General features: G+C 73.2%; 19 protein-coding genes. 14 read left to right on the forward strand and 5 right to left on the reverse strand.

Annotation, left to right across the window (positions count from 1 at the left end; genetic code table 11):
* Positions 1-45: 45 nt before the first annotated feature.
* Together ABT369_RS22020 and ABT369_RS22025 are read left to right on the forward strand one after the other, a co-directional pair.
* Positions 46-1,602 (forward strand): discoidin domain-containing protein, encoded by a 1,557-nt coding sequence (locus tag ABT369_RS22020; protein WP_350614425.1) that lies wholly within the window; start codon positions 46-48, stop codon positions 1,600-1,602.
* Between the two features lie 47 nt (positions 1,603-1,649).
* Positions 1,650-2,492 (forward strand): hypothetical protein, encoded by an 843-nt coding sequence (locus ABT369_RS22025; protein WP_350614427.1) that lies wholly within the window; start codon positions 1,650-1,652, stop codon positions 2,490-2,492.
* An 8-nt stretch (positions 2,493-2,500) separates the two neighbouring features.
* On the opposite strand, the gene ABT369_RS22030 is transcribed toward ABT369_RS22025, so the two are convergent.
* Entirely contained in the window at positions 2,501-3,892 is a 1,392-nt protein-coding gene (locus ABT369_RS22030) for a serine hydrolase (RefSeq protein ID WP_350614428.1), read from the reverse strand.
* Between the two features lie 158 nt (positions 3,893-4,050).
* Here ABT369_RS22030 and ABT369_RS22035 point away from each other — a divergent pair, with 158 nt between their 5' ends.
* Positions 4,051-4,980 carry a GbsR/MarR family transcriptional regulator gene (locus tag ABT369_RS22035; RefSeq protein WP_350614430.1) on the forward strand — a complete coding sequence of 310 codons (930 nt, stop codon included), beginning with the start codon at positions 4,051-4,053 and terminating at the stop codon, positions 4,978-4,980.
* A gap of 15 nt (positions 4,981-4,995) precedes the next feature.
* On the opposite strand, the gene ABT369_RS22040 is transcribed toward ABT369_RS22035, so the two are convergent.
* Positions 4,996-5,940, reverse strand: coding sequence for a helix-turn-helix transcriptional regulator (locus ABT369_RS22040; protein ID WP_350614432.1), 945 nt, complete (start codon positions 5,938-5,940; stop codon positions 4,996-4,998).
* A 2-nt stretch (positions 5,941-5,942) separates the two neighbouring features.
* Positions 5,943-6,887, reverse strand: a complete 945-nt coding sequence (locus ABT369_RS22045; RefSeq protein WP_350614434.1) for an AraC family transcriptional regulator — start codon at positions 6,885-6,887, stop codon at positions 5,943-5,945.
* 343 nt (positions 6,888-7,230) lie between these two features.
* Between ABT369_RS22045 and ABT369_RS22050 the strand changes: the two genes are divergently transcribed.
* Complete coding sequence (locus tag ABT369_RS22050; protein ID WP_350614435.1) at positions 7,231-7,590, forward strand: STAS domain-containing protein; 360 nt, start codon at positions 7,231-7,233, stop codon at positions 7,588-7,590.
* A 114-nt stretch (positions 7,591-7,704) separates the two neighbouring features.
* A complete protein-coding gene (locus tag ABT369_RS22055; protein WP_350614437.1) occupies positions 7,705-8,919 on the forward strand; it encodes an MFS transporter in 1,215 nt (404 codons plus the stop codon).
* Between the two features lie 132 nt (positions 8,920-9,051).
* On the opposite strand, the gene ABT369_RS22060 is transcribed toward ABT369_RS22055, so the two are convergent.
* Entirely contained in the window at positions 9,052-9,768 is a 717-nt protein-coding gene (locus tag ABT369_RS22060; protein ID WP_350614438.1) for a VOC family protein, read from the reverse strand.
* Between the two features lie 102 nt (positions 9,769-9,870).
* Here ABT369_RS22060 and ABT369_RS58000 point away from each other — a divergent pair, with 102 nt between their 5' ends.
* From ABT369_RS58000 to crcB, 6 genes are all read left to right on the forward strand, one after another.
* The gene (locus tag ABT369_RS58000; RefSeq protein ID WP_502891803.1) at positions 9,871-11,436 is read left to right on the forward strand and encodes a magnesium transporter CorA family protein; all 1,566 of its coding nucleotides are present in this window, start codon (positions 9,871-9,873) and stop codon (positions 11,434-11,436) included.
* An 11-nt stretch (positions 11,437-11,447) separates the two neighbouring features.
* Positions 11,448-11,744, forward strand: a complete 297-nt coding sequence (locus ABT369_RS22075) for a DUF6403 family protein (protein ID WP_350614439.1) — start codon at positions 11,448-11,450, stop codon at positions 11,742-11,744.
* The gene (locus ABT369_RS22080; RefSeq protein WP_350614440.1) at positions 11,737-13,101 is read left to right on the forward strand and encodes a hypothetical protein; all 1,365 of its coding nucleotides are present in this window, start codon (positions 11,737-11,739) and stop codon (positions 13,099-13,101) included. The genes ABT369_RS22075 and ABT369_RS22080 overlap by 8 nt, the downstream gene beginning before the upstream one ends.
* An 8-nt stretch (positions 13,102-13,109) precedes the next feature.
* Positions 13,110-13,979, forward strand: a complete 870-nt coding sequence (locus ABT369_RS22085) for a hypothetical protein (RefSeq protein WP_350614441.1) — start codon at positions 13,110-13,112, stop codon at positions 13,977-13,979.
* A gap of 151 nt (positions 13,980-14,130) precedes the next feature.
* Positions 14,131-14,595, forward strand: a complete 465-nt coding sequence (locus ABT369_RS22090) for a fluoride efflux transporter FluC (protein ID WP_350614443.1) — start codon at positions 14,131-14,133, stop codon at positions 14,593-14,595.
* A complete protein-coding gene (gene crcB / locus ABT369_RS22095) occupies positions 14,592-14,951 on the forward strand; it encodes a fluoride efflux transporter CrcB (RefSeq protein ID WP_350614445.1) in 360 nt (119 codons plus the stop codon). The genes ABT369_RS22090 and crcB overlap by 4 nt, the downstream gene beginning before the upstream one ends.
* Here crcB and ABT369_RS22100 read toward each other — a convergent pair.
* Complete coding sequence (locus ABT369_RS22100; RefSeq protein WP_350614447.1) at positions 14,944-15,393, reverse strand: GNAT family N-acetyltransferase; 450 nt, start codon at positions 15,391-15,393, stop codon at positions 14,944-14,946. The genes crcB and ABT369_RS22100 overlap by 8 nt on opposite strands.
* Positions 15,394-15,493: 100 nt before the next feature.
* On the opposite strand from ABT369_RS22100, the gene ABT369_RS22105 reads away from it, so the two are divergent.
* The 3 genes from ABT369_RS22105 to ABT369_RS22115 all read left to right on the forward strand — a co-directional run bounded on the left by ABT369_RS22105 (position 15,494) and on the right by ABT369_RS22115 (position 17,763).
* Entirely contained in the window at positions 15,494-15,838 is a 345-nt protein-coding gene (locus ABT369_RS22105) for a PadR family transcriptional regulator (RefSeq protein WP_350614448.1), read from the forward strand.
* Positions 15,835-16,722, forward strand: coding sequence for a hypothetical protein (locus ABT369_RS22110; protein ID WP_350614450.1), 888 nt, complete (start codon positions 15,835-15,837; stop codon positions 16,720-16,722). The genes ABT369_RS22105 and ABT369_RS22110 overlap by 4 nt, the downstream gene beginning before the upstream one ends.
* 69 nt (positions 16,723-16,791) lie before the next feature.
* Positions 16,792-17,763, forward strand: a complete 972-nt coding sequence (locus ABT369_RS22115; protein ID WP_350614452.1) for a glycoside hydrolase family 113 protein — start codon at positions 16,792-16,794, stop codon at positions 17,761-17,763.
* The last annotated feature ends 6 nt before the right edge of the window (positions 17,764-17,769 follow it).

Genomic DNA, 17,769 nt, shown 5'->3' on the forward strand with positions numbered 1-17,769 from the left:
GACGAGAGAGCGCTCTCTCGCAAGATCGATCCGGGAGTCACCGCCATGACGTCTCGCCTGCGCCTGCTCTGGGGCGCCCTCGTACTCGTGCTCGTCGCCGCCCTCGCCTGGGTGCTTGTCCCGCCGGCCCACGCCGCGGAGGTCGTGCTCTCGCAGAACAAGCCCGTCACCGCCTCCTCGCAGGAGAGCGCCGGCACCCCGGCCACCGCCGCCGTCGACGGCAACACCGGCACCCGCTGGTCCAGCGCGTTCGCCGCCAGCCAGTGGTTCCAGGTCGACCTCGGCGCGGCCGCGTCCGTCAGCCGCATCGACATCACGTGGGAGAACGCGTACGCGAAGGCGTTCGCGATCCAGTTCTCGTCCGACGGCAGCGCGTACACCCAGGCCTACTCGACCACGACGGGCCCCGGCGGCAAGCAGAGCATCGCGGCCACCGGCACCGCGCGGTACGTGCGCATCAACCTGACCACGCGGGCGCTGGCGGCCTACGGCTACTCGTTCTGGGAGTTCCAGGTCTTCGGTACCGCGACCGGCAACCCCGCCACCACACGCGCGATCAACGGCCTGTCCCTGGTCAACGACGTGTCCCGCAAGCCGATCCTCGGCCTGAGCCCGCTGGTCGACAACGCGGTCGTGGACCTGACCCGCCTGGCCAACCGCAACCTCAGCCTGCGCGCCGACATCGCCGCCGGGGTGAGCCCGGGCAGCGTCACGTTCACCATGACCGGTGCCAAGGGCAGCAGCTACACCCGTACCGAGTCGCAGGCGCCCTACTTCCTGTGCAACGACTACGTCGACTGCCCGCTGCTGTCCACGCCGGACACGTACACCCTGACCGTGCAGGCGCTGTCGTCGTCGGGCGCGGCCCTCGGCTCCGCGTACACGATCCACTTCACCGCGACGTCGACGGCCACGGCCGCGGCCGCGCCGGACGTGCTGTTCGTGGGCAACAGCCTGCTCGGCACCGCGACCGGGGCCTCGGGCGAGGACACCCCCGCCCTGGTCAAGCACCTGGCGTCGGCGGCCGGGCGCACGGTGAACGTCACCGAGGTCATCCACTTCGGCAACACCCTCCAGCAGACCTGGGACGGCGGCGAGGTCGCGACCGCCCTGAGCGGGGCGAAGCAATACGACTACATCGTGCTGCAGGAGTACTCCACGCTGGTCGCGACGAACCCCGCCCAGGCGACGAACACGCTGCTCAACACCTACGCGCCCACGTTCGCGCGCTCGCTCAAGCCGGGCGGGCGGATCGTGCTGTTCAAGAACTGGGCGCTGGTCGACCCGGCCCCGTTCGCGACCCGGGCGGCGGAGACGGCGGCGATCGACACGAACTACGCGGCCCTGTCGGCGTCGCTGGGCACCCCGAACCTGGTCGCCCCGATCAGCGACGAGTTCGAGACGATCATCGCGGCCAACGGCACGTCGTACCTCATCGTCGCCGACGGCAAGCACCCCAACGACACCGCGATCTACCTGGACGCCGCGACCCTCTACGGCATCCTGTTGCGCGAGTCGCCGCGCACACTGTCCAACCAGTACCTGACGGCGGCGGTGGCGGCGAACATGCGCAACGTCGCCGCGGCGGCGATCGGCTACTGACTCCGTCCGTTCCGCCGAGGCGTTCTGCTTGCCGGGCTGCAGCTATCTTGACCGTGCGTGCTGCTGGTTTTGCCACGGTCCTGGTCGCTGTGCTGCTCGCGGGTGCGTGCGGCTCCTCCGGCTCGTCCGAGCCCCAGGGCGCGCCGCCGCCCCCGACCACGGTCCCGGCCGGGCCGCCGCCCACCACGGCGGCGGCCGGGCCGGGGGCCGCGTCCGCGGCCGGCCTGGGCGAGCAGGTGCTCAAGACGGTCACGGTGAGCGAGCCGAATCCGTACGGCAACTTCGAGTACGGCGACAACTCGCCCGACTACCAGCCCGGCAACGCCGGCAACGGGGTCCGGTTCAAGTACTGGGACTGCCAGAAGGCGCCCGCGGACGTGTTCAACAACGTCGTCTTCCGCATCGAGGTCGGCACGAACGGCGACAACGGCTACCTCGACGGGCACGACCAGAGCGACCGCAACCCGGTCGAGGGGACCACGCCCACCGGCCAGGGGCTCATCCACATCTGGGGCACCGGGCCGGAGGGCAGGAACCACTACCCGATCGACGTCGTCAGCGAGGGCCGCTGCAAGTTCCAGCTCGACTTCGTGACGCAGGGCGCCGGCGGGGCGAACGCGCGGCAGCCGATCTGGAAGCAGGACGGCCACGGCAACGACAACCTCGACACCCCGGCGCTGAAGACCCCGTGGCAGCTCGCGTGGGCGTACACCTGCCCGGCGCCGCAGCGCTTCGAGATCGCCGACGACAAGCTCGGCGGCCGTGACATCGTGTCGAAGTCCGGCACCGGCGAGAGCGGCGTCTTCGAGCAGGGCGGCAGCGCCGGTGCGCGCACGCTCATGGTCGTCACCCCGGACGAGTGCACCTGGAGCCTGGCGATCTACCAGTAGCCGACGCTCTACCAGGATCGTGGGTGCACGCGGCAGTTGGTGTGCAGGTACCGGGCGGGGCCGTCGGTGAAGTCGTAGATCGCGACCGTCTGGGTCTCCTCCGACGGGTCCGCCGGTGCCATGAGGAAATGCGTCTCGCTCACCGGGAGCAGCTCGTATCGGAGGTGGTGAGGCTTGCGCAGGAAGTCCGCGTGCATGGGATTGAGGGCCAGGGTCAGGGTCAGCCTTCCGTCCTCGGCGGACACCTCGAACCGGGTGCCGGGTCGCTCGTAGACGCCCGCGTACCTGGACAGGTCGAGGTGCGGCGCCGGGTCCGGCGCGGGCAGGTCCGGGACGGTGACCGTGCCGAGGCCGGTCAGGATCTCGTTGAACACCTTGCGGTACAGGCTTTCCCGGGGTGCGCCGTTCGTCAGCATCGCGATGGCGGTGTTCGAGCCGGGCAGGACCCGCAGCCGGGCGTTCTGGCCGATCGTGCTGCCGTCGGTGGCGTAGACGGTCTCGCCCTGCCAGTCGCACACGATGAGGCCGAGCGCCCAGGCCGGCCCGAACATGTACGGGTCCGGCACCGGCACCCGCGAGCGCATCATCTCGCGGATACTCTCGGCCGAGGCGACGCGCCGCCCGTTCGGTGCCGTGCCGTCGTGGAGCAGGACGTGCGCCAGGGCGAGCACTTCCCGGATCGTCGAGGTGATGTTGCCGCCGGGGCCGAAGGCGCGCGGCAGGTAGTCGATCGGTGTGACGATCGGGCCCTCCTCCAGGGTGCGGAGCAGGTGCCCGGTCGCGGCCCGGGCCGCGTCGACCTGCTCGTGCCGGCTGGCCGTGCTGGTCAGGCCCATGGGATCGAAGAGGCGATCGCGCATGACGTCGTCCCAGCCCTTGCCGTCGAGCACCTCCAGGATTCGCGCGAGGATCGCGTATCCCAGGGCCGCGCTGTACCCGTGGGTCCGGCCCAGCGGGAAGACCTGGGGCGCGTCCGCGATGTTCTCGACCATGCGCTCGTAGACGTCGTCGTCCTCGCCGGGGTCGCCGTAGAGCTCTTCGGTGCCGCCGGTGTGGTACAGCAGGTGCCGTGCGGTGACCTTGGCGCTCGTCTCGGGATCGGCCACCCGGAAGCCGGGCAGGTAGGTCCGCACCGGCTCGTCCAGGTCCACCTTTCCCTCGTCGACGAGTTGCATGAAGGCCAGCGCGGTCCACGTCTTGGTCATGGAGCCGCATTGGTAGACGGTGTCGGTCGTCGCGGCCTCCCCGGTCTCCACGTGCTTGACCCCGACCGCGAACTCGGCGGTCTGCCCGCCGTGGAGCACACCGACCGCGGCGCTCGGGATGCCGTACTCCGCCAGGAGCTCACCGACTCGGGTTCGGATACGCGGCACGTCGATCGGCATCGGTCCATTCAGCATGCGGGAAAGCTACGTTGCATTTCAGGAACCGTCAATGGAATGGATAGCAAATGGCGAGCTAAAGGCCAATAATTGCAACAGCAGTGTGCGTGAATGCAATTGCCTCGGCGGTGTCGTTGCAATGTAGTGTGCGTGAACGCAAGGGGGAGGAGGCGTCGATGCCGGGAGCCAGGCTGACCCATGAGGACCGCGGGCGGATCGCGGCCTGGCTGGCCGACGGGCTCGGCTACGCGGAGATCGGCCGCCGGCTCGGCCGGCCGACCTCCACGATCAGCCGCGAGGTCGCACGCAACGGCGCGCCGGGCGCCTACCGGCCCGACCAGGCCCAGCGGGCCGCCGGCCACCGTGCGCGCCGGCGCGGGCCCCGGCCGACCGAGGCGGCGGCCGACGGGCAGCCGACCGAGGCGGTGCGGGGCTTCGTGGACGAGTTCGCGACCCTGCTGGCCGCCGCCGGCCTGCCCAGAATGACCGCGCGGGTGTTCGTCTGCCTGCTCACCACCGACGCCGGTGGCCTCACGGCGGCCGAGCTGGTGCGCCGGTTGCGGGTCAGCCCGGCGTCCGTGTCCAAATCCATCGGCTACCTCGAAGCCATGGAGCTCGTGACGCGCCGAATGGACGCCGGTGGGCGCCGGCAGCGGTACCTCATCGACGACGACGTCTGGATGCGGGCGTGGCGGGCCGACACCGGCGCACACGGCGAGATCGCGGTGGCCGCGCAGCGGGGCATCGAGATCTTCGGCGCCGGATCGACCGCCGGGGCCCGGCTGGACCGGATGGGCCACTTCTTCGGCCGGCTCAGCCGGCAGATGAGCGACAGCACCCTCGCCGAGCCCGCCGTGGACGACGCGCTGACCGTGCTCGCCGCGCTCGTGCACGCCGGCCGGCCGCTCGCCCCGGGTGCACTGGCCGATGCCCTCGGCTGGACTCGGGACCGGGTCGCCGCCGCCCTGGACGCGATCCGGCTGCACCCTGCCATCGCGGACCCGCTCGTCCTGCGGGCCATCGAGCCGGAGACCTACACCGTCGCGATCCGGCCGGACCGCCTCGGCGGGGCGCAACGCCAGGCCCTCGAAGCCATCGCCCGCTAGACGCGGTGGCCGCGGCTACCGATGGCGCAGCGTGTCCGACGGCAGCTGGCCGTAGACCTCGTGGTAATGGGCGGTGAACCGGCTGTGGCTGGCGAACCCCCAGCGGGCCGCGACCGCCCCGACGGTCGTCGTGGCCGGGTCCGCGTCGAGTAGGTCGCGGTGGGCGTGCTCGAGGCGGACCCGCCGCAGGTAGGCGCCCGGCGTGGTGTCCAGGTGGCGGCGGAACGCGAGCTGCAGCGTGCGGATCGTGACGTGCGCGGCCGTGGCCACGTCGGCCGGGCTGATGTCGCGGTGCGCGTTGGCGTCGATGAACGCGACGGCGCGGCGCAGCGTGACCGGGTGGGCGTCGCGGCGGTCCTCGATCGTCGGCTCGTGGCTGACGTTGCTCGGGAAGGTGGCCAGCGCGGTCGCGAGCAGCAGCCGGGCGGCGTTGCCGGCCAGCAGCGGCTCCAGCGCGGCGGGGGTGTCGGCGACGTTGTCGCGCACGAAGTCGAAGGTGGTGCCCCACAGCCGCGCAGTCTGGGCCGAGATCGGGTGGTAGCCGGTGAACCGGAACGGCTCCGCGCCGCGGCCCCGGTCGGTGTCGGCGACCTGGGCCAGCAGCGCCGGGTCGATGACCGCGAACTCCAGGTCCACGTCGATGTTGATCGACTGGTAGGGCGTGTCCGGGTGGGCGAGCATGAAGATGTCGCCGGGCTCGTTGTCGCACTGCTCGGCGCCGCAGCGGTAGGAGAAGGAGCCCCCGAGCACGCGTCCCATCGTCACCCGGCGGAACGGGTCGGCGTCGACCTGGAAGTGCATCGTGAACGTGTTGTGGTGCAGCTCGATCGGCCCCACCACGTGCCGGGCCACCCGCGCCCGGCGCCGCTCGCCGGTGCAGCTGAAGCGCATCGCGCCGTAGATCGACACGAGCATCTGGTGCGCGGCCTCGGCATCCGTCGTCTCGAACAGCGTCACCACGGCTATACCCGCAGGGTCCGGCTGGGCGGCTGGCCGTAGACGGCCCGGTACTCAGCGGCGAAGCGGCCCGGGTTGGCGAAGCCCCAGCGCCGTGCGGTCTCGCGCACCGTGACGCCGTCGCCGGGCCCGGCCGCCCGCAGCTCGCGGTGGACGCGCTCGAGGCGGACGCGGCGCAGATACTCCATCGGCGTGATCCCGAGGTGCCGCCGGAACGCGACCTGCAGCCCCCGCGCGCCGACCCCGGCCGCGGCGGCGACCTCGGCGACGGTGAGCGGGCGCTCCGGGTTCTCCTCCATGAACGCCTTCGCGCGGCGGACCACGGCCGGGGCCACGCGGCCGTCGGCGGGGGTGCGCGCGGCGGTCATCGTCGTGTTCGGGAACACGCTGAGCATCGTGACCGCGCCGAGGCGCCGCAGGTGCTCGGCGAGCAGCGGCGGGAGATCCAGGCCGGGCGTGGTGAGCTGGCGGGACAGGTAGGCGGCGGTGCCGGCCCAATATCGCCGCATCGCCTCCGACACCGGTAACGCCCCCTCGAATCGCAGGTCGGCCGCGGGCAGCCCGGTCTCGGCCTCGGCCAGATCCGCCGCATACGGCAGCGGGAGGCTCACCGCGCCCATCGCCGACCGTCCGTACTCGCCGACGAACGGATGGCTCACCGGGAACAGCATGCCGTCCTCGGGGCCCAGCTGGATATCCCGTCCCCGGACACGGACCGTGATTTCACCACTTTCGACGATGCCCGCCAGGAGGTACCCGACCGGCTCCGACGCCGCCGAATACCCCACGCCGCCGAGCCGCACCCGCAGCCCTCCGAGCTCGCCGTCCTCGCGCGAGCGCATCGACAGGTCAACCTCGGCCGGATCCGTGAACGTGATCCGGGCGCGGTGCGTGACAATGCGGTTCAGCGCATCCGCGATCACGTCCCGGTCCCGGGTGCGGATCTCCACCAGACCAGACTGACCTGCGGTCGACTTCACGAACCACCTCCAGTTTCCGGCACGTTACCCGCTCAGTGACGTTCCTGTCCGGATAACGCACCTTCGCTTTTGAGCTAACCACACGGTGATCGTTCGCTTTTCGCGGTAGTGACCACCCTTTGCCCACCGTCACGCTGGGCACACTCGCAGTGGGCGCCGCGGCCCTCGCCGGCGCGGCATGCGTCCGCGTAGTCATGCCCGGGCCCCGCCGGCGTGGCCCGCGCCGGGCGTCCGCCGCCGGCCGGCGCGCCGGTGCCCACGACGCCGACGACGCCGGTGTCCTGCACGAGCGCACGACGAGACGGGAGCGACGATGGCCACGGGCGACGACCGAGCCGGCTGGATCACCACGCGGAACCGCCCGGAGTCGCGCACCGTCCTCGTCGTGGCCGGCGGTCGCCTCGAGCGCCTGAACCGCCCCCGGCTGGCCGCCGTCCTGCGCGCCGCCATCACGAGCGGCATCAACGCCGTCGAGGTCGACATCGACCGGGCCACCCTGATCGACCCGGCCATCCTGCGCGCCCTGCTCGACGCCCGCGACCTGGCCGCCGAACACGGCTGCGGCTTCCGCGTCCTGGACCCGACCGGCCTGCCCGCGAGAATCCTGGAGGCGACGGGCACCCGCGCGGCGCTGTGCGACCCGTCCCCGTTCCCGTCCCGCCTGCGCCGCTGAGACGGACATGAAGGCGACCGCCGAGCGCGAGCCAGGCAACCTGCGCGAGGCCGCCGTGGTGTCGCGACCGGTTCGGGCGATGGCGCGCCGCGCGACGGCCGCTTGAATGGGACGGTGACCGCCCCGCCGCCCCGCTCGCTCATCTTCCTGTTCGCCGTCGCCGGCGGTGCCGCGGTCGGCAACCTGTACTGGGCGCAGCCCCTGCTCGACCTCATCGCCGACGACCTGCACGCCTCCAAGGCCGCCGCCGGCTGGCTCATCACCGCGACCCAGCTCGGCTACGCCGCGGGCATCCTGCTGATCGTCCCGCTCGGCGACGTACTGAACCGCCGCCGTCTGATCCCGATCATGCTCCTGTGCTCGGCCGCCGCCCTCGGCCTGTGCGCGATCGCCCCGTCGATCGGCTCGCTGCTCCCGGCCATCACCGCGCTGGGCGTGACCACGGTGGCCGGCCAGATCCTGGCCCCCCTCGCCGGCGACCTGGCCCCCGAGGAGCAGCGCGGCCGGGTGGTCGGCACCGTCGCGTCGGGCATCCTGACCGGCATCCTGGCCTCGCGCACCATCAGCGGGCTCCTCGCGGGCGTGGCGGGCTGGCGGGCCGTCTACGCCGCCGCCGCGCTGGTGATGGTCGTCCTGGCCGCGGTCCTGGGGCGGGCCATCCCGGCGCTGCCGCCGAAGGACCGCCTGCGTTACCCGGCCCTGATCGCCTCGATCGCCACGATCGCCCTGCGCGAGCGGGCGGTCCGCTGGACGCTGGTCCTGGCGGCGACGGGCTTCGCCGCCTTCACCCTGTTCTGGACCGCCCTGACGTTCCTGCTCAGCGGGCCGCCGTTCGGCTACCCGGCGCCGATCATCGGCCTCTTCGGCCTGGCCGGCCTGGCCGGCGCCGTGGCCGCCCAGCGCGCCGGCCGCCTGCACGACCGCGGCTGGTCCCTCCCGGCAACCGGCGCCGCGTGGGCCGCGATCCTCGTGTCGTTCGCCGTCGCCGCCTTCGCCCGGCACTCGGTCGTCCTGGTGATCCTGGCGATCGTCATCCTGGACGTCGCCATGCAGACCCAGGCCATCCTGAACCAGTCCCGCGTCTTCGCCGTCTCTCACCAGGCCCGCAGCCGCCTGAACACCGCGTATGTCACGGGCATCTTCGCCGGCGGCGCGCTGGGCTCGGCCGCGGCGGCCGTGTTGTGGTCGGCGGGCGGCTGGACGGCGATCACGACCGCCGGCCTGGTCCTGAGCGCGTTCGCCCTGCTGGTCTGGGCGCTGGGCCGGCGCGGCCCGCTGATTCCCGCCGGTCCGGCCCCCGCCGCCGACGAGACCACAGTGCCCCGATAGCAGCCAGCGCTCGGCTGCCGCACCGCACCTGCGCGCGGCCCGCTGATCCCTGCCGGCCCGGCGCCGTCGCCGACGGTGCCCCGATGGCCCCGGTGACCGCGAACGATCACGCGGCCGCCCGAGCCGGGCTCGTCAGGAGGGCTGCACGGTCAGGCAGAAGGGCTTGCCCGCCGGATCGGTGAAGACCCGGAAGAACCGACCCTCGCCCGGCTGCCGCACCGCGCCCAGCGCCAGCACCGCCGCCTCCCCGGTGTCGAGGTCGTCCACCTCGATGTCGAGGTGGACCTGCTGCGGGTGGGCCGGGTCCGGCCACCGCGGCGCGCTGTAGCCGGCGACCTGCTGGAACAGGATCGGCTGGGCGCCGTCCTCGCCGATCATCGCGACCCCGTCCGCCTCGTAGGTCAGCGGCTTGCCGAGCACGGCGGAGTAGAAGCGGGCCAGCCGGTTGGCGTCGGGGCAGTCCAGCATCACGCCCATCAGGGCCACGCCGGTCACGTCCGCGGACAGGCACAGGTCGAAGGGGTGCCCGGCCGGGTCGGCCAGGGTGTGCCAGCCCTCGTTGCGCTGCTGGAGCGTCGCGCCCAGCGACACCGCGCGGGTCGAGCCGGCCTCGAGGTCGGGCACGCGCAGGTCGAGGTGGGCCTGCTGGGGTTGCGACTGGCCGGGCCACTGCGGCGCGCGGTGGTCGGGGGCCAGTTGGAAGGCGACCTGCCAGCCGTCGGGCGTGCCCAGCGTGATCCAGTCGTCCTCGACGCTGACCTCGGACCAGCCCGCCAGCGCCTGGTAGAACGCGGACAGCCCGGTGATGTCGGCCGCGTCGAGCACGACCATCTCCAGCTTGCCGATCATCTTGCCCCCACTCTGCGAAGTCACCGACATTGTGCCCGGGGGGTACGACAAAAAATCGGCGAGCGCGGCATCGCGGCGCCGGAGCTGGGGAAACTGAACTGCATGGCCCGTGACACCACCACCGATCAGCAGTACGAGCTCTCGGCCCTCGACGAGCTCATGGCCGAGCCCGTCGAGGCGCCCGGCGACCCGCAGACGCCCGGACCGTCGGCGCCGAGCGTGAGCCTGGCCGTACCGCCGCGGTGCCCGACGCGCACCAGGCTGTACCGCGACGGCGAGCTGCTCGACGAGGGCTTCCCGGCCGAGCAGCTCTCCGACCGCCTGGCCGCCGACGAGCGGGCCGTGGTGTGGCTGGACCTGTACGACCCGGACCAGCGGGACCTGCAGATCGTTGTCGACGAGTTCGGCCTGCACCCCCTCGCCGTCGAGGACGCCATCACCTCGCACCAGCGCGCGAAGGTGGACCGCTACCGCAGTCATCTGTTCGCCAACATGTACGCCGTGAGCGTCGACGACACCGCGGTCACGCTCACCGCCGGCGAGATCGCGGTGTTCATCACGCCGCGGGCGCTGGTCACGGTGCGCAAGGACGACTTCGACATCGACACGCTCATCGCGCGCTGGGATCTCAACGCCGATCTCGTGGACGCCGGAAACCAGGTCAGCGCGCTGGTGTACGGCCTGATCGACGTCGTCGTCGACGGGCACTACCACGCCGTGGAGCAGCTCGACGACGCCGTCGACGAGCTGCAGACGCACCTGTTCCAGGCCCAGACCGACGTGGACGTGCGCCGCCGCGCCTACGAGCTCGGCGCCAGCCTGGCCGCGCTACGCCGCGTCGTGGCCCCGGTGCAGGAGGTGGTGAGCCGGCTCTCCCGCGCCGACAGCCACCTGCGCGACGAGGTCCTGACGCCGTACTACCAGGACGTCTACGACCACGCCCTGCGCACGGTGGAGTCCGTCGACGCCGCCCGCGAGCGGGTCGACCGGATCGCCGACACCCAGCTCAACGAGCAGGCGGCCGAGCTCAACGAGATCACCAAGCGGCTGGCCGCCTGGGCCGCGATCATCGCCGTGCCGACCGCCGTGACCGGCTTCTACGGCCAGAACGTCCCCTACCCGGGCTTCGGCAAGATCGGCGGCTTCGTGGCCAGCTGCGCGATCATGCTCGCTGGGCTCGCTGCTGTACTGGTACCTGCGCCGCAACCGCTGGCTGTGACGGCCTGGGATGATCCCCGCCATGGACGATGTGGCACGGCTGCTCGACGAGTTCCGGACCGCCCCCGAGAACATCTACCTGGAGGATCATCTTGGGGATCCGCGCCTGTACCCGTTCCTCGTCGAGCTGGCCGCCGACGGGTCCGCCTACGACCTGGCGCGCATCGAGGCGATGAATGTGCTGCGGCTCTGGCCGCCCGCCGACCGCGGCGCCGCCGGCCGGGCGCTCGTGGTGGCGCTGCGCGACGAGGACGAGCTGGTGCGGCAGTACGCGGCCATGGCGCTCGGCTCCTACACGGCCGACGCGCACGTGGCGGCGGCGCTGACCGCGGCGGCCCGCGACGACGAGGACGAGAACGTCCGGGGCAACGCGCGGGCCGCCCTGCGGGAGAACCCCACGGTTTGCGGCCCTTGACCCCCTCCTGGATCATGGAGGCCGGAAACGGCTGACGGGAGCGGGTGTGGGCTGGCTGATCGGGGCGATCGTGCTCGTGGTCGCCGGGTTCGCCGCCGCCTACGTCCCGCGGGTGCGCACCACCGCCCGGCAGCGCGCGGCCGCCTGGGCCGACGCCCGGGCCGCGATCGCCGTCGCCGGGGTGAGCCGGGACGCCGCCCGCGAGCGGGTCGCCGCGGCCGAGGAGCTGCTGGGCCGGGCCGAGTCCATCGCCGCCGGGCAGGGCGGGGCCGGTGCCGCCCGGGAGGCCGCCCGGTGCGCCCGCGCCGCCGATCGGCTCTGGCAGGACACCGGCCGTGCTTGAGGCGATCCGGGACCGCGTCCGCCGGCACTCGGGCGTCGTGCGCTGGACCCTGCTGGGCATCGCCGCGCTCAGCGTCACCGCGTTCCTCGTCGCGCAGCGGCAGAGCGCCGACGTCACCTACGGCCAGTCGCCGCCCACCGCCACGATCACCGAGGGCTCGGCCGGCGAGCTCTCCGACGCCACCCTGCCCTCCGTCGAGGACATGCGGGCCCGGGTCGACGCCGACCCCGTGGTCCGGCTGCCGGGGTCGATCGCCACCTGGGACGAGCAGGCCGTGCGCGCCGCGATGGGGGCCAAGGAGGTGCGCATCATCGTCGCGCCGCCCGGGCTCAGCAAGGACCAGCAGAAGCAGGTGCGCGAGGTCGACAACGCCACCATCCGGGTCATGGGGACCGAGGTCACCGGCGGGCTGTACCAGTCCAGCAGCAGCCTGCTCACCGAGTGGCGGGCCCAGTTCGCCCGCAACGACGTCACCGCCCAGCTCATCGGGCTCATCAACGGGCTGAACAAGACCGAGGTCGCGGCCCCGCCCGCCGACGGGCTGTGGCGCGAGCCGACCGCCGCCGAGCTGGGCACGGTCACGGATGCCCTGCGCGCCGGCGGGCAGTACACCGACCCCGCCGTCGGCCTGCCCGCGGTCTCGCCGAAGCGGCTCACCGAGGCGTTCGGCACCGCCGACGCGCTCGTCGTCGCGCTGCCCGCCCAGCCCCGCGACACGCCCGCCCCCGACTACGGCCCGGCCCTGGCGAAAGCGTTCCCGGACAAGCCGCTGGTGCTCATGGTGGGCGACTGGATCGAGTACCACGGCCCGCACGAGGCCGACTTCGCCGACGTCGCCGCGTCCGGGTTCTACGCCCGCTTCGACGAGCGGCTCAGCACCTACGCCTACCCGGCCGAGAACGTCCTCGGGGCCTACCTGGGCTGGGTCGCCGACGTGCGCTACTCGGGCCTGTTCGACCGGCCGCTGCCGTACCGCCCCGCCGACCCCCTCCGCGTGGCGCTGCCGGTGCTGCCGTGGCTCTTCGCGGCCTGCGTCGTGGGCTTCCTGCTGCTGTCGGCGGCGAGCGCCGGCCCGGCCCGCGGCCGCGCCACCGCCCCCGGCCTGTCCGCCCGGCTGGCCGCGCTGAGCTCGCTCGCCGTCGAGGTCTCCGGCCTCACCGGCGCCGCGACGGACCCGGACCTGACCCGCGCCATCACGCGGCTCGGCGCCGCCCGCGCGGCCATCGGCAACGGGCTGCCCGACGCGCAGATCCGCGGCCTGCTCGACGACGCCGAGCGGGACCTGGACCGGGTCGGCCGCGCGGTGGGCGTACGCGGCTACCGCCCGGCCGACTACCTGCGCGGGCCGCTCGCGTGAGGGCGGCCGTGCGGCGCTGGATCGCCACCCCGTTCGGGCTGGCCGTGCTCGCCTGTCTCGCGCTCGCGGGCTGGGCCGCGTGGAGCGGCGGCGCCCTCGACGGGCCGATCGCCCGGCAGGTGCGGACCCAGTCGGTCTACGCGGACCCGGGCACCGGCCTCGACGTCGCCGCGGCCGAGCGGGTCATCGGCAACCGGCGCCTCGTCGTCATCCTGCTGCGCCCGGGCGCGGACCTGCGCGACGCGTGCCACGCGGTGGAGCACGCCGCCGACGGCACGCTCGTGCTCGTGATCAGCCGCAAGACCGACGGCTACGACCGGTACGGCTGCTCGCAGCTGCCCGGCAGCGGCGACGAGCACTTCGGCGACGCGTTCGTGGCCGAGTCGGTCATCGGCGAGGGCATCGGCCCGTTCGCCGACCGGCCCCTCGACGCGGTCAAGGTGATCGCGGTCAACTACGACAAGCTCGCCAAGGCCGACGTGGTGCCGGCCGACGCGCGGACCATCAGCCCGTCGCTGCCGCGCTACCTCGTGGCGGCGGCCGCCGTCGGGTCGGTGCTGGCCGGGTCGGCGGTGTTGTACTTCGGGGCCCGCCGCGCCGGCCGCCTCGCCGCCGCCCGCCGGGAGCGCCGCGAGCGGGCGACGGACGGCCGGACGGTGCTCAGCGCCGCGATGGCGGCCGTGGCCCAGCAGATCGTCGATCTCGACGGCGCACCCAAGCAGACCAAGACCGCCCGCAAGCGCTTCCGCGCGGCCGCGGCCGACTACAGCGAGCTCCTCGAGGACGTCGCCGCCGCCGACCGCCGCGGCGACGAGGACTTCACCCGCTTCACCGAGCGCGCCGAAGGCATCGGCGGGCGTCTCAAGACGCTGGCGTAGCCCCGCTGCCCGGCGCGGGCCCGGACGGCTGAGCTACAGTGGGCCGACGGCGGTGGGGCCCGCCGACTCCGGCACGATCCGGGGTGAACCGCGACGACGCCAACGGTCCCTGCCAGTGGAGCTGTGTCATGCCCTGGTAGGGAGGAGCATCGTGACCGAGATCGACCCCGATATCGATGTCCACGTTCCCGCGCAGCGCCTCGAGCTGCGGCCGAGTCCGTGGCCGGTGCTGGGCGCGATCTCGGCCGGCGGGGTGTGCGGCGCCCTCGCGCGCTTCGGCCTGGCCCAGGCCTGGCCGCACGCCCGCGGCGGCTTCCCGTGGTCGACGCTGGTCGTCAACGTCACCGGGTGCCTGCTGATCGGCGCGCTGATGGTCATCGTCACCGAGGTGGCCACCGAGCGGCGCCTGCTCCGGCCGTTCGCCGGTGTCGGGGTGCTCGGGGGGTACACCACCTTCTCCACCTATGCCGTGGAGATCCACCAGACCGCCTCGGCCGGCTCGCCCTGGGCGGCGCTGACGTATCTGGCCGTGACCGTCGTCGGCGCGCTCATCGCGGTGTGGACCGGCAGCGCGGCCACCCATGCGCTCGTGCGGCGCCTCGGGAGGAATCCATGACCGTCCTGCTGGTCGCGCTCGGCGCCGCGATCGGGGCGCCGATGCGCTATCTCACCGACCGTTTCGTGCAGTCCAGGCACGACTCGGTGTTCCCGTGGGGCACGCTCACCGTCAACGTCTTCGGGTCGATGCTGCTCGGCCTGCTCGCCGGCCTGCCCGCGAACGCGACCGTCACGGCGGTGCTGGGCACCGGCTTCTGCGGCGCGCTCACCACGTATTCGACGTTCAGCTACGAGACGCTGCGCCTGGCCCAGAACGGCGCCCGCTTCTACGCGGCGATGAACGTGCTCGCCTCGGTCGTGGCCGGCCTGGGCGCGGCCGCCGTCGGCCTGCTGCTCGCCCAGGCGTTCAGCTGATCTCGCGCCGCATGACGTATTCGACGACCGAGGGGTCCGGCGGGTAGGGCTGCGACTCGCCGGTCGGGCGGAACCCGTGCCGCTCGTAGAGCCGCCGGGCGGCCGCGTTCTCGCCGACGACCCAGAGGTCCACGGCCTTGAGATCCTGCTCGCCGGCCCACCGCAGCGCCTCGGCCACCAGCAGGTCCCCGATCCCTGACCCCCGCCACGCCGGGTGCACCCACATGCTGAACAGCTCGCCCGCGCCGTCGCGTTCCTCGGGCACCCAGACTCCCACGATCCCGGCGCCGCCGTCGGACTCGCGGGCCATGGCCTTGAGCCCCCTCGCGGGCTCCAGCCCCGCGCGCCAGCGGTCCTCGTCGAAGGCCTGCTCCCGCTCCAGCGTCGAGGCGAACGCCCGCGGCGAGTCGGCGAGCGCGGCAAGGCGGACATCGCGCCACAATTGCCAATCTTCGGGCCCAAGCCGTCGCACATCCACGCGCTCATCCTCGCAGCGCGGGCAACCTGGTTTTTGCTGTGTGCCACATGGTACTGTGTGGCGCATGGTAAGCGCGGACGTCTACGAGAAGCTCGAACAGGAGCTGCGCCGGGGTGTCGTCGTGCTCGCCGTGCTCTCCCAGCTCCGCTCGCTGCGCTACGGCTACGAGCTGCGGCAGGCCCTCGTCGAGCGGGGCCTGCCGATCGAGGAGGGCACGCTCTACCCGCTCCTGCGCCGGCTCGAGGCCCAGGGCGTGCTGAGCAGCGAGTGGCAGACCGCGGAGGGCAAGCCGCGGCGGTATTACCGGCTCAGCGCCGAGGGACTGCGGCTCTACGAGCGGCTGACGTCCACCTGGCGCGGGCTCAACGAGGCGATGGAACCACTGCTGGAGAGCGGAGCGGCGCCATGAACACCGAGGACCTGATCGCACGCTATGTGGCCGACGTCGTCGTGCTCCTGCCGCGCCGGCAGCGCCACGACGTCGCCCTGGAACTGCGCGCCCTGCTGAGCGAGGAGGCGCTCGACGCGGACGACGTGCCGGAGCTGCTGCGGCGCTTCGGTCACCCGGCGGAGGTGGCGGCCCGATACGGCACGCCGGCCGCGCTGATCGACCCCGCGGACACCCGCCGCTTCCTGACGCTGGCCGCGGGCGGCACGGTCATCATCCAGTTCGGCGCGTTCCTGGGCGAGCTCATCGAGCCGGTGCGCGACTTCCGCGCCGCGTCGGACGCCGCCTGGCCGGTCGTCTTCGCGTGGCTGGGCCTGCTCTTCGCGGGCTTCGCGGCCGCGGCCTGGCTGCGTCGCCGCCGCCCGGCGCGCTGGCGCCCGCGCCCGCTGCCGACCGACCGCGTGAGCCGCCCGGCCCGCATCCTCACCGTGGCCCTCGCCGTCCTCGGCACCGCGATCCTGCTGGACCCGCCGGCGGCCCTGCGGCTGGTCACGGGCGGGCGCGCGGCCCCGGCGGCCTATGACGCGCTCGCCTATGACGGGGCGTTCGTGCGGTACCGCGGCCCGATCGTCCTGGCTCTGCTGGTCCTCGCCATCGCGACGCAGGCGGTGCTCGCGGTGCTGGGCCGCTGGCGTTCCGGGCTGTGGACCGTGGACCTGGTCCACAGCCTGGTGCTGTGCGCGGTGATGACGTGGGTGATCGGCGCGGGGCCGGTCTTCGCCACCGGCCCGGCGGACGAGACGGCGAAGTCCTTCGGCGCGCTCATCATCCTGGTGACGCTGATCGACGTGGCGGTGCGGATTCGCCGCCGGAGCGTGGCCCAGGCCCTGAACACCGGCGCCTGAACCCTCTCGACCGAGCCCCGTGTGTCAACCGACGTTGACGGATCACCGCCTGTCAACTACGGTTGACGCATGGGGATTCGGGGTGTCAACTACGACGTGGGGACGGTCACCGGGCCGTTCCACTCGCGGCCCGCGTTCGACGACGGGGAGGCTCGGCGCGATCTGACGGTCATCCGCGACGAGCTGCACTGCGACGCGGTCCGCGTGTCCGGGACCGATCGGGAGCGGCTGCTCGCGGCGACCGGGATCGCGCTCGAACTCGGGCTCGAGGTCTGGCTCTCGCCGCACCTGCACGACGCCGGCGCCGCCGAGACCCTCGCCAACGCGCGGGAGCTGGCGGCGGCGGCGCAGCGGCTCGGGCCGGAGCGGATCGTCCTGCTCGCCGGGTGCGAGCTCACCATGTTCATGCGCGGCATCCTCAAGGGCGACACGCTCGCCGAACGCCTCCGGCCGGGGCAGATGGCGCGCATGCGGCTGCTCGGGTCGCACAACAAGCCGCTCAACGCGTTCCTCGCCGAGCTTTCGGGCGCGGTCCGCGCGGTGTTTCAAGGGCGGGTGTCGTACGCCTCCGCGCCCATCGAACGCGTCGACTGGACGCCGTTCGACCTCGTGTGCGTCGACACCTACCGGGGGCGGCGCAACCGCGACGACTTCGGCGAGCGGTTCCGGCGGCATCTCGCGCACGGCAAGCCGGTCGTCGCGACCGAGGTGGGCTGCTGCGCGTACCGCGGCGCCGAGCAGAAGGGCGGGATGGCCTGGGCGATCGTCGACCGCGACGACCGCGACCGGCTCGCCGGGGACTTCGTGCGCGACGAGGAGCTGCAGGCCGCCGAGGTCATGGACCTGCTGCGCATCCTCGACGCGGAGGGCGCCGCGGGCGCGTTCGTGTTCACGTTCGCCGCGCCCGCACTGCCGCACCGCGCGGACCCCGCGCGCGACCTCGACATGGCCTCGTACGCCATCGTCCGCTCCTACGACGACGGGCACTGGGAGCCCAAGCGCCTCTTCCACGCCCTGGCCGCGCGCAACGCCCCGGCGTGAGAGCCG

It is taken from the genome of Dactylosporangium sp. NPDC000244 (genome assembly GCF_040300725.1).
GTDB lineage: Bacteria > Actinomycetota > Actinomycetes > Mycobacteriales > Micromonosporaceae > Dactylosporangium.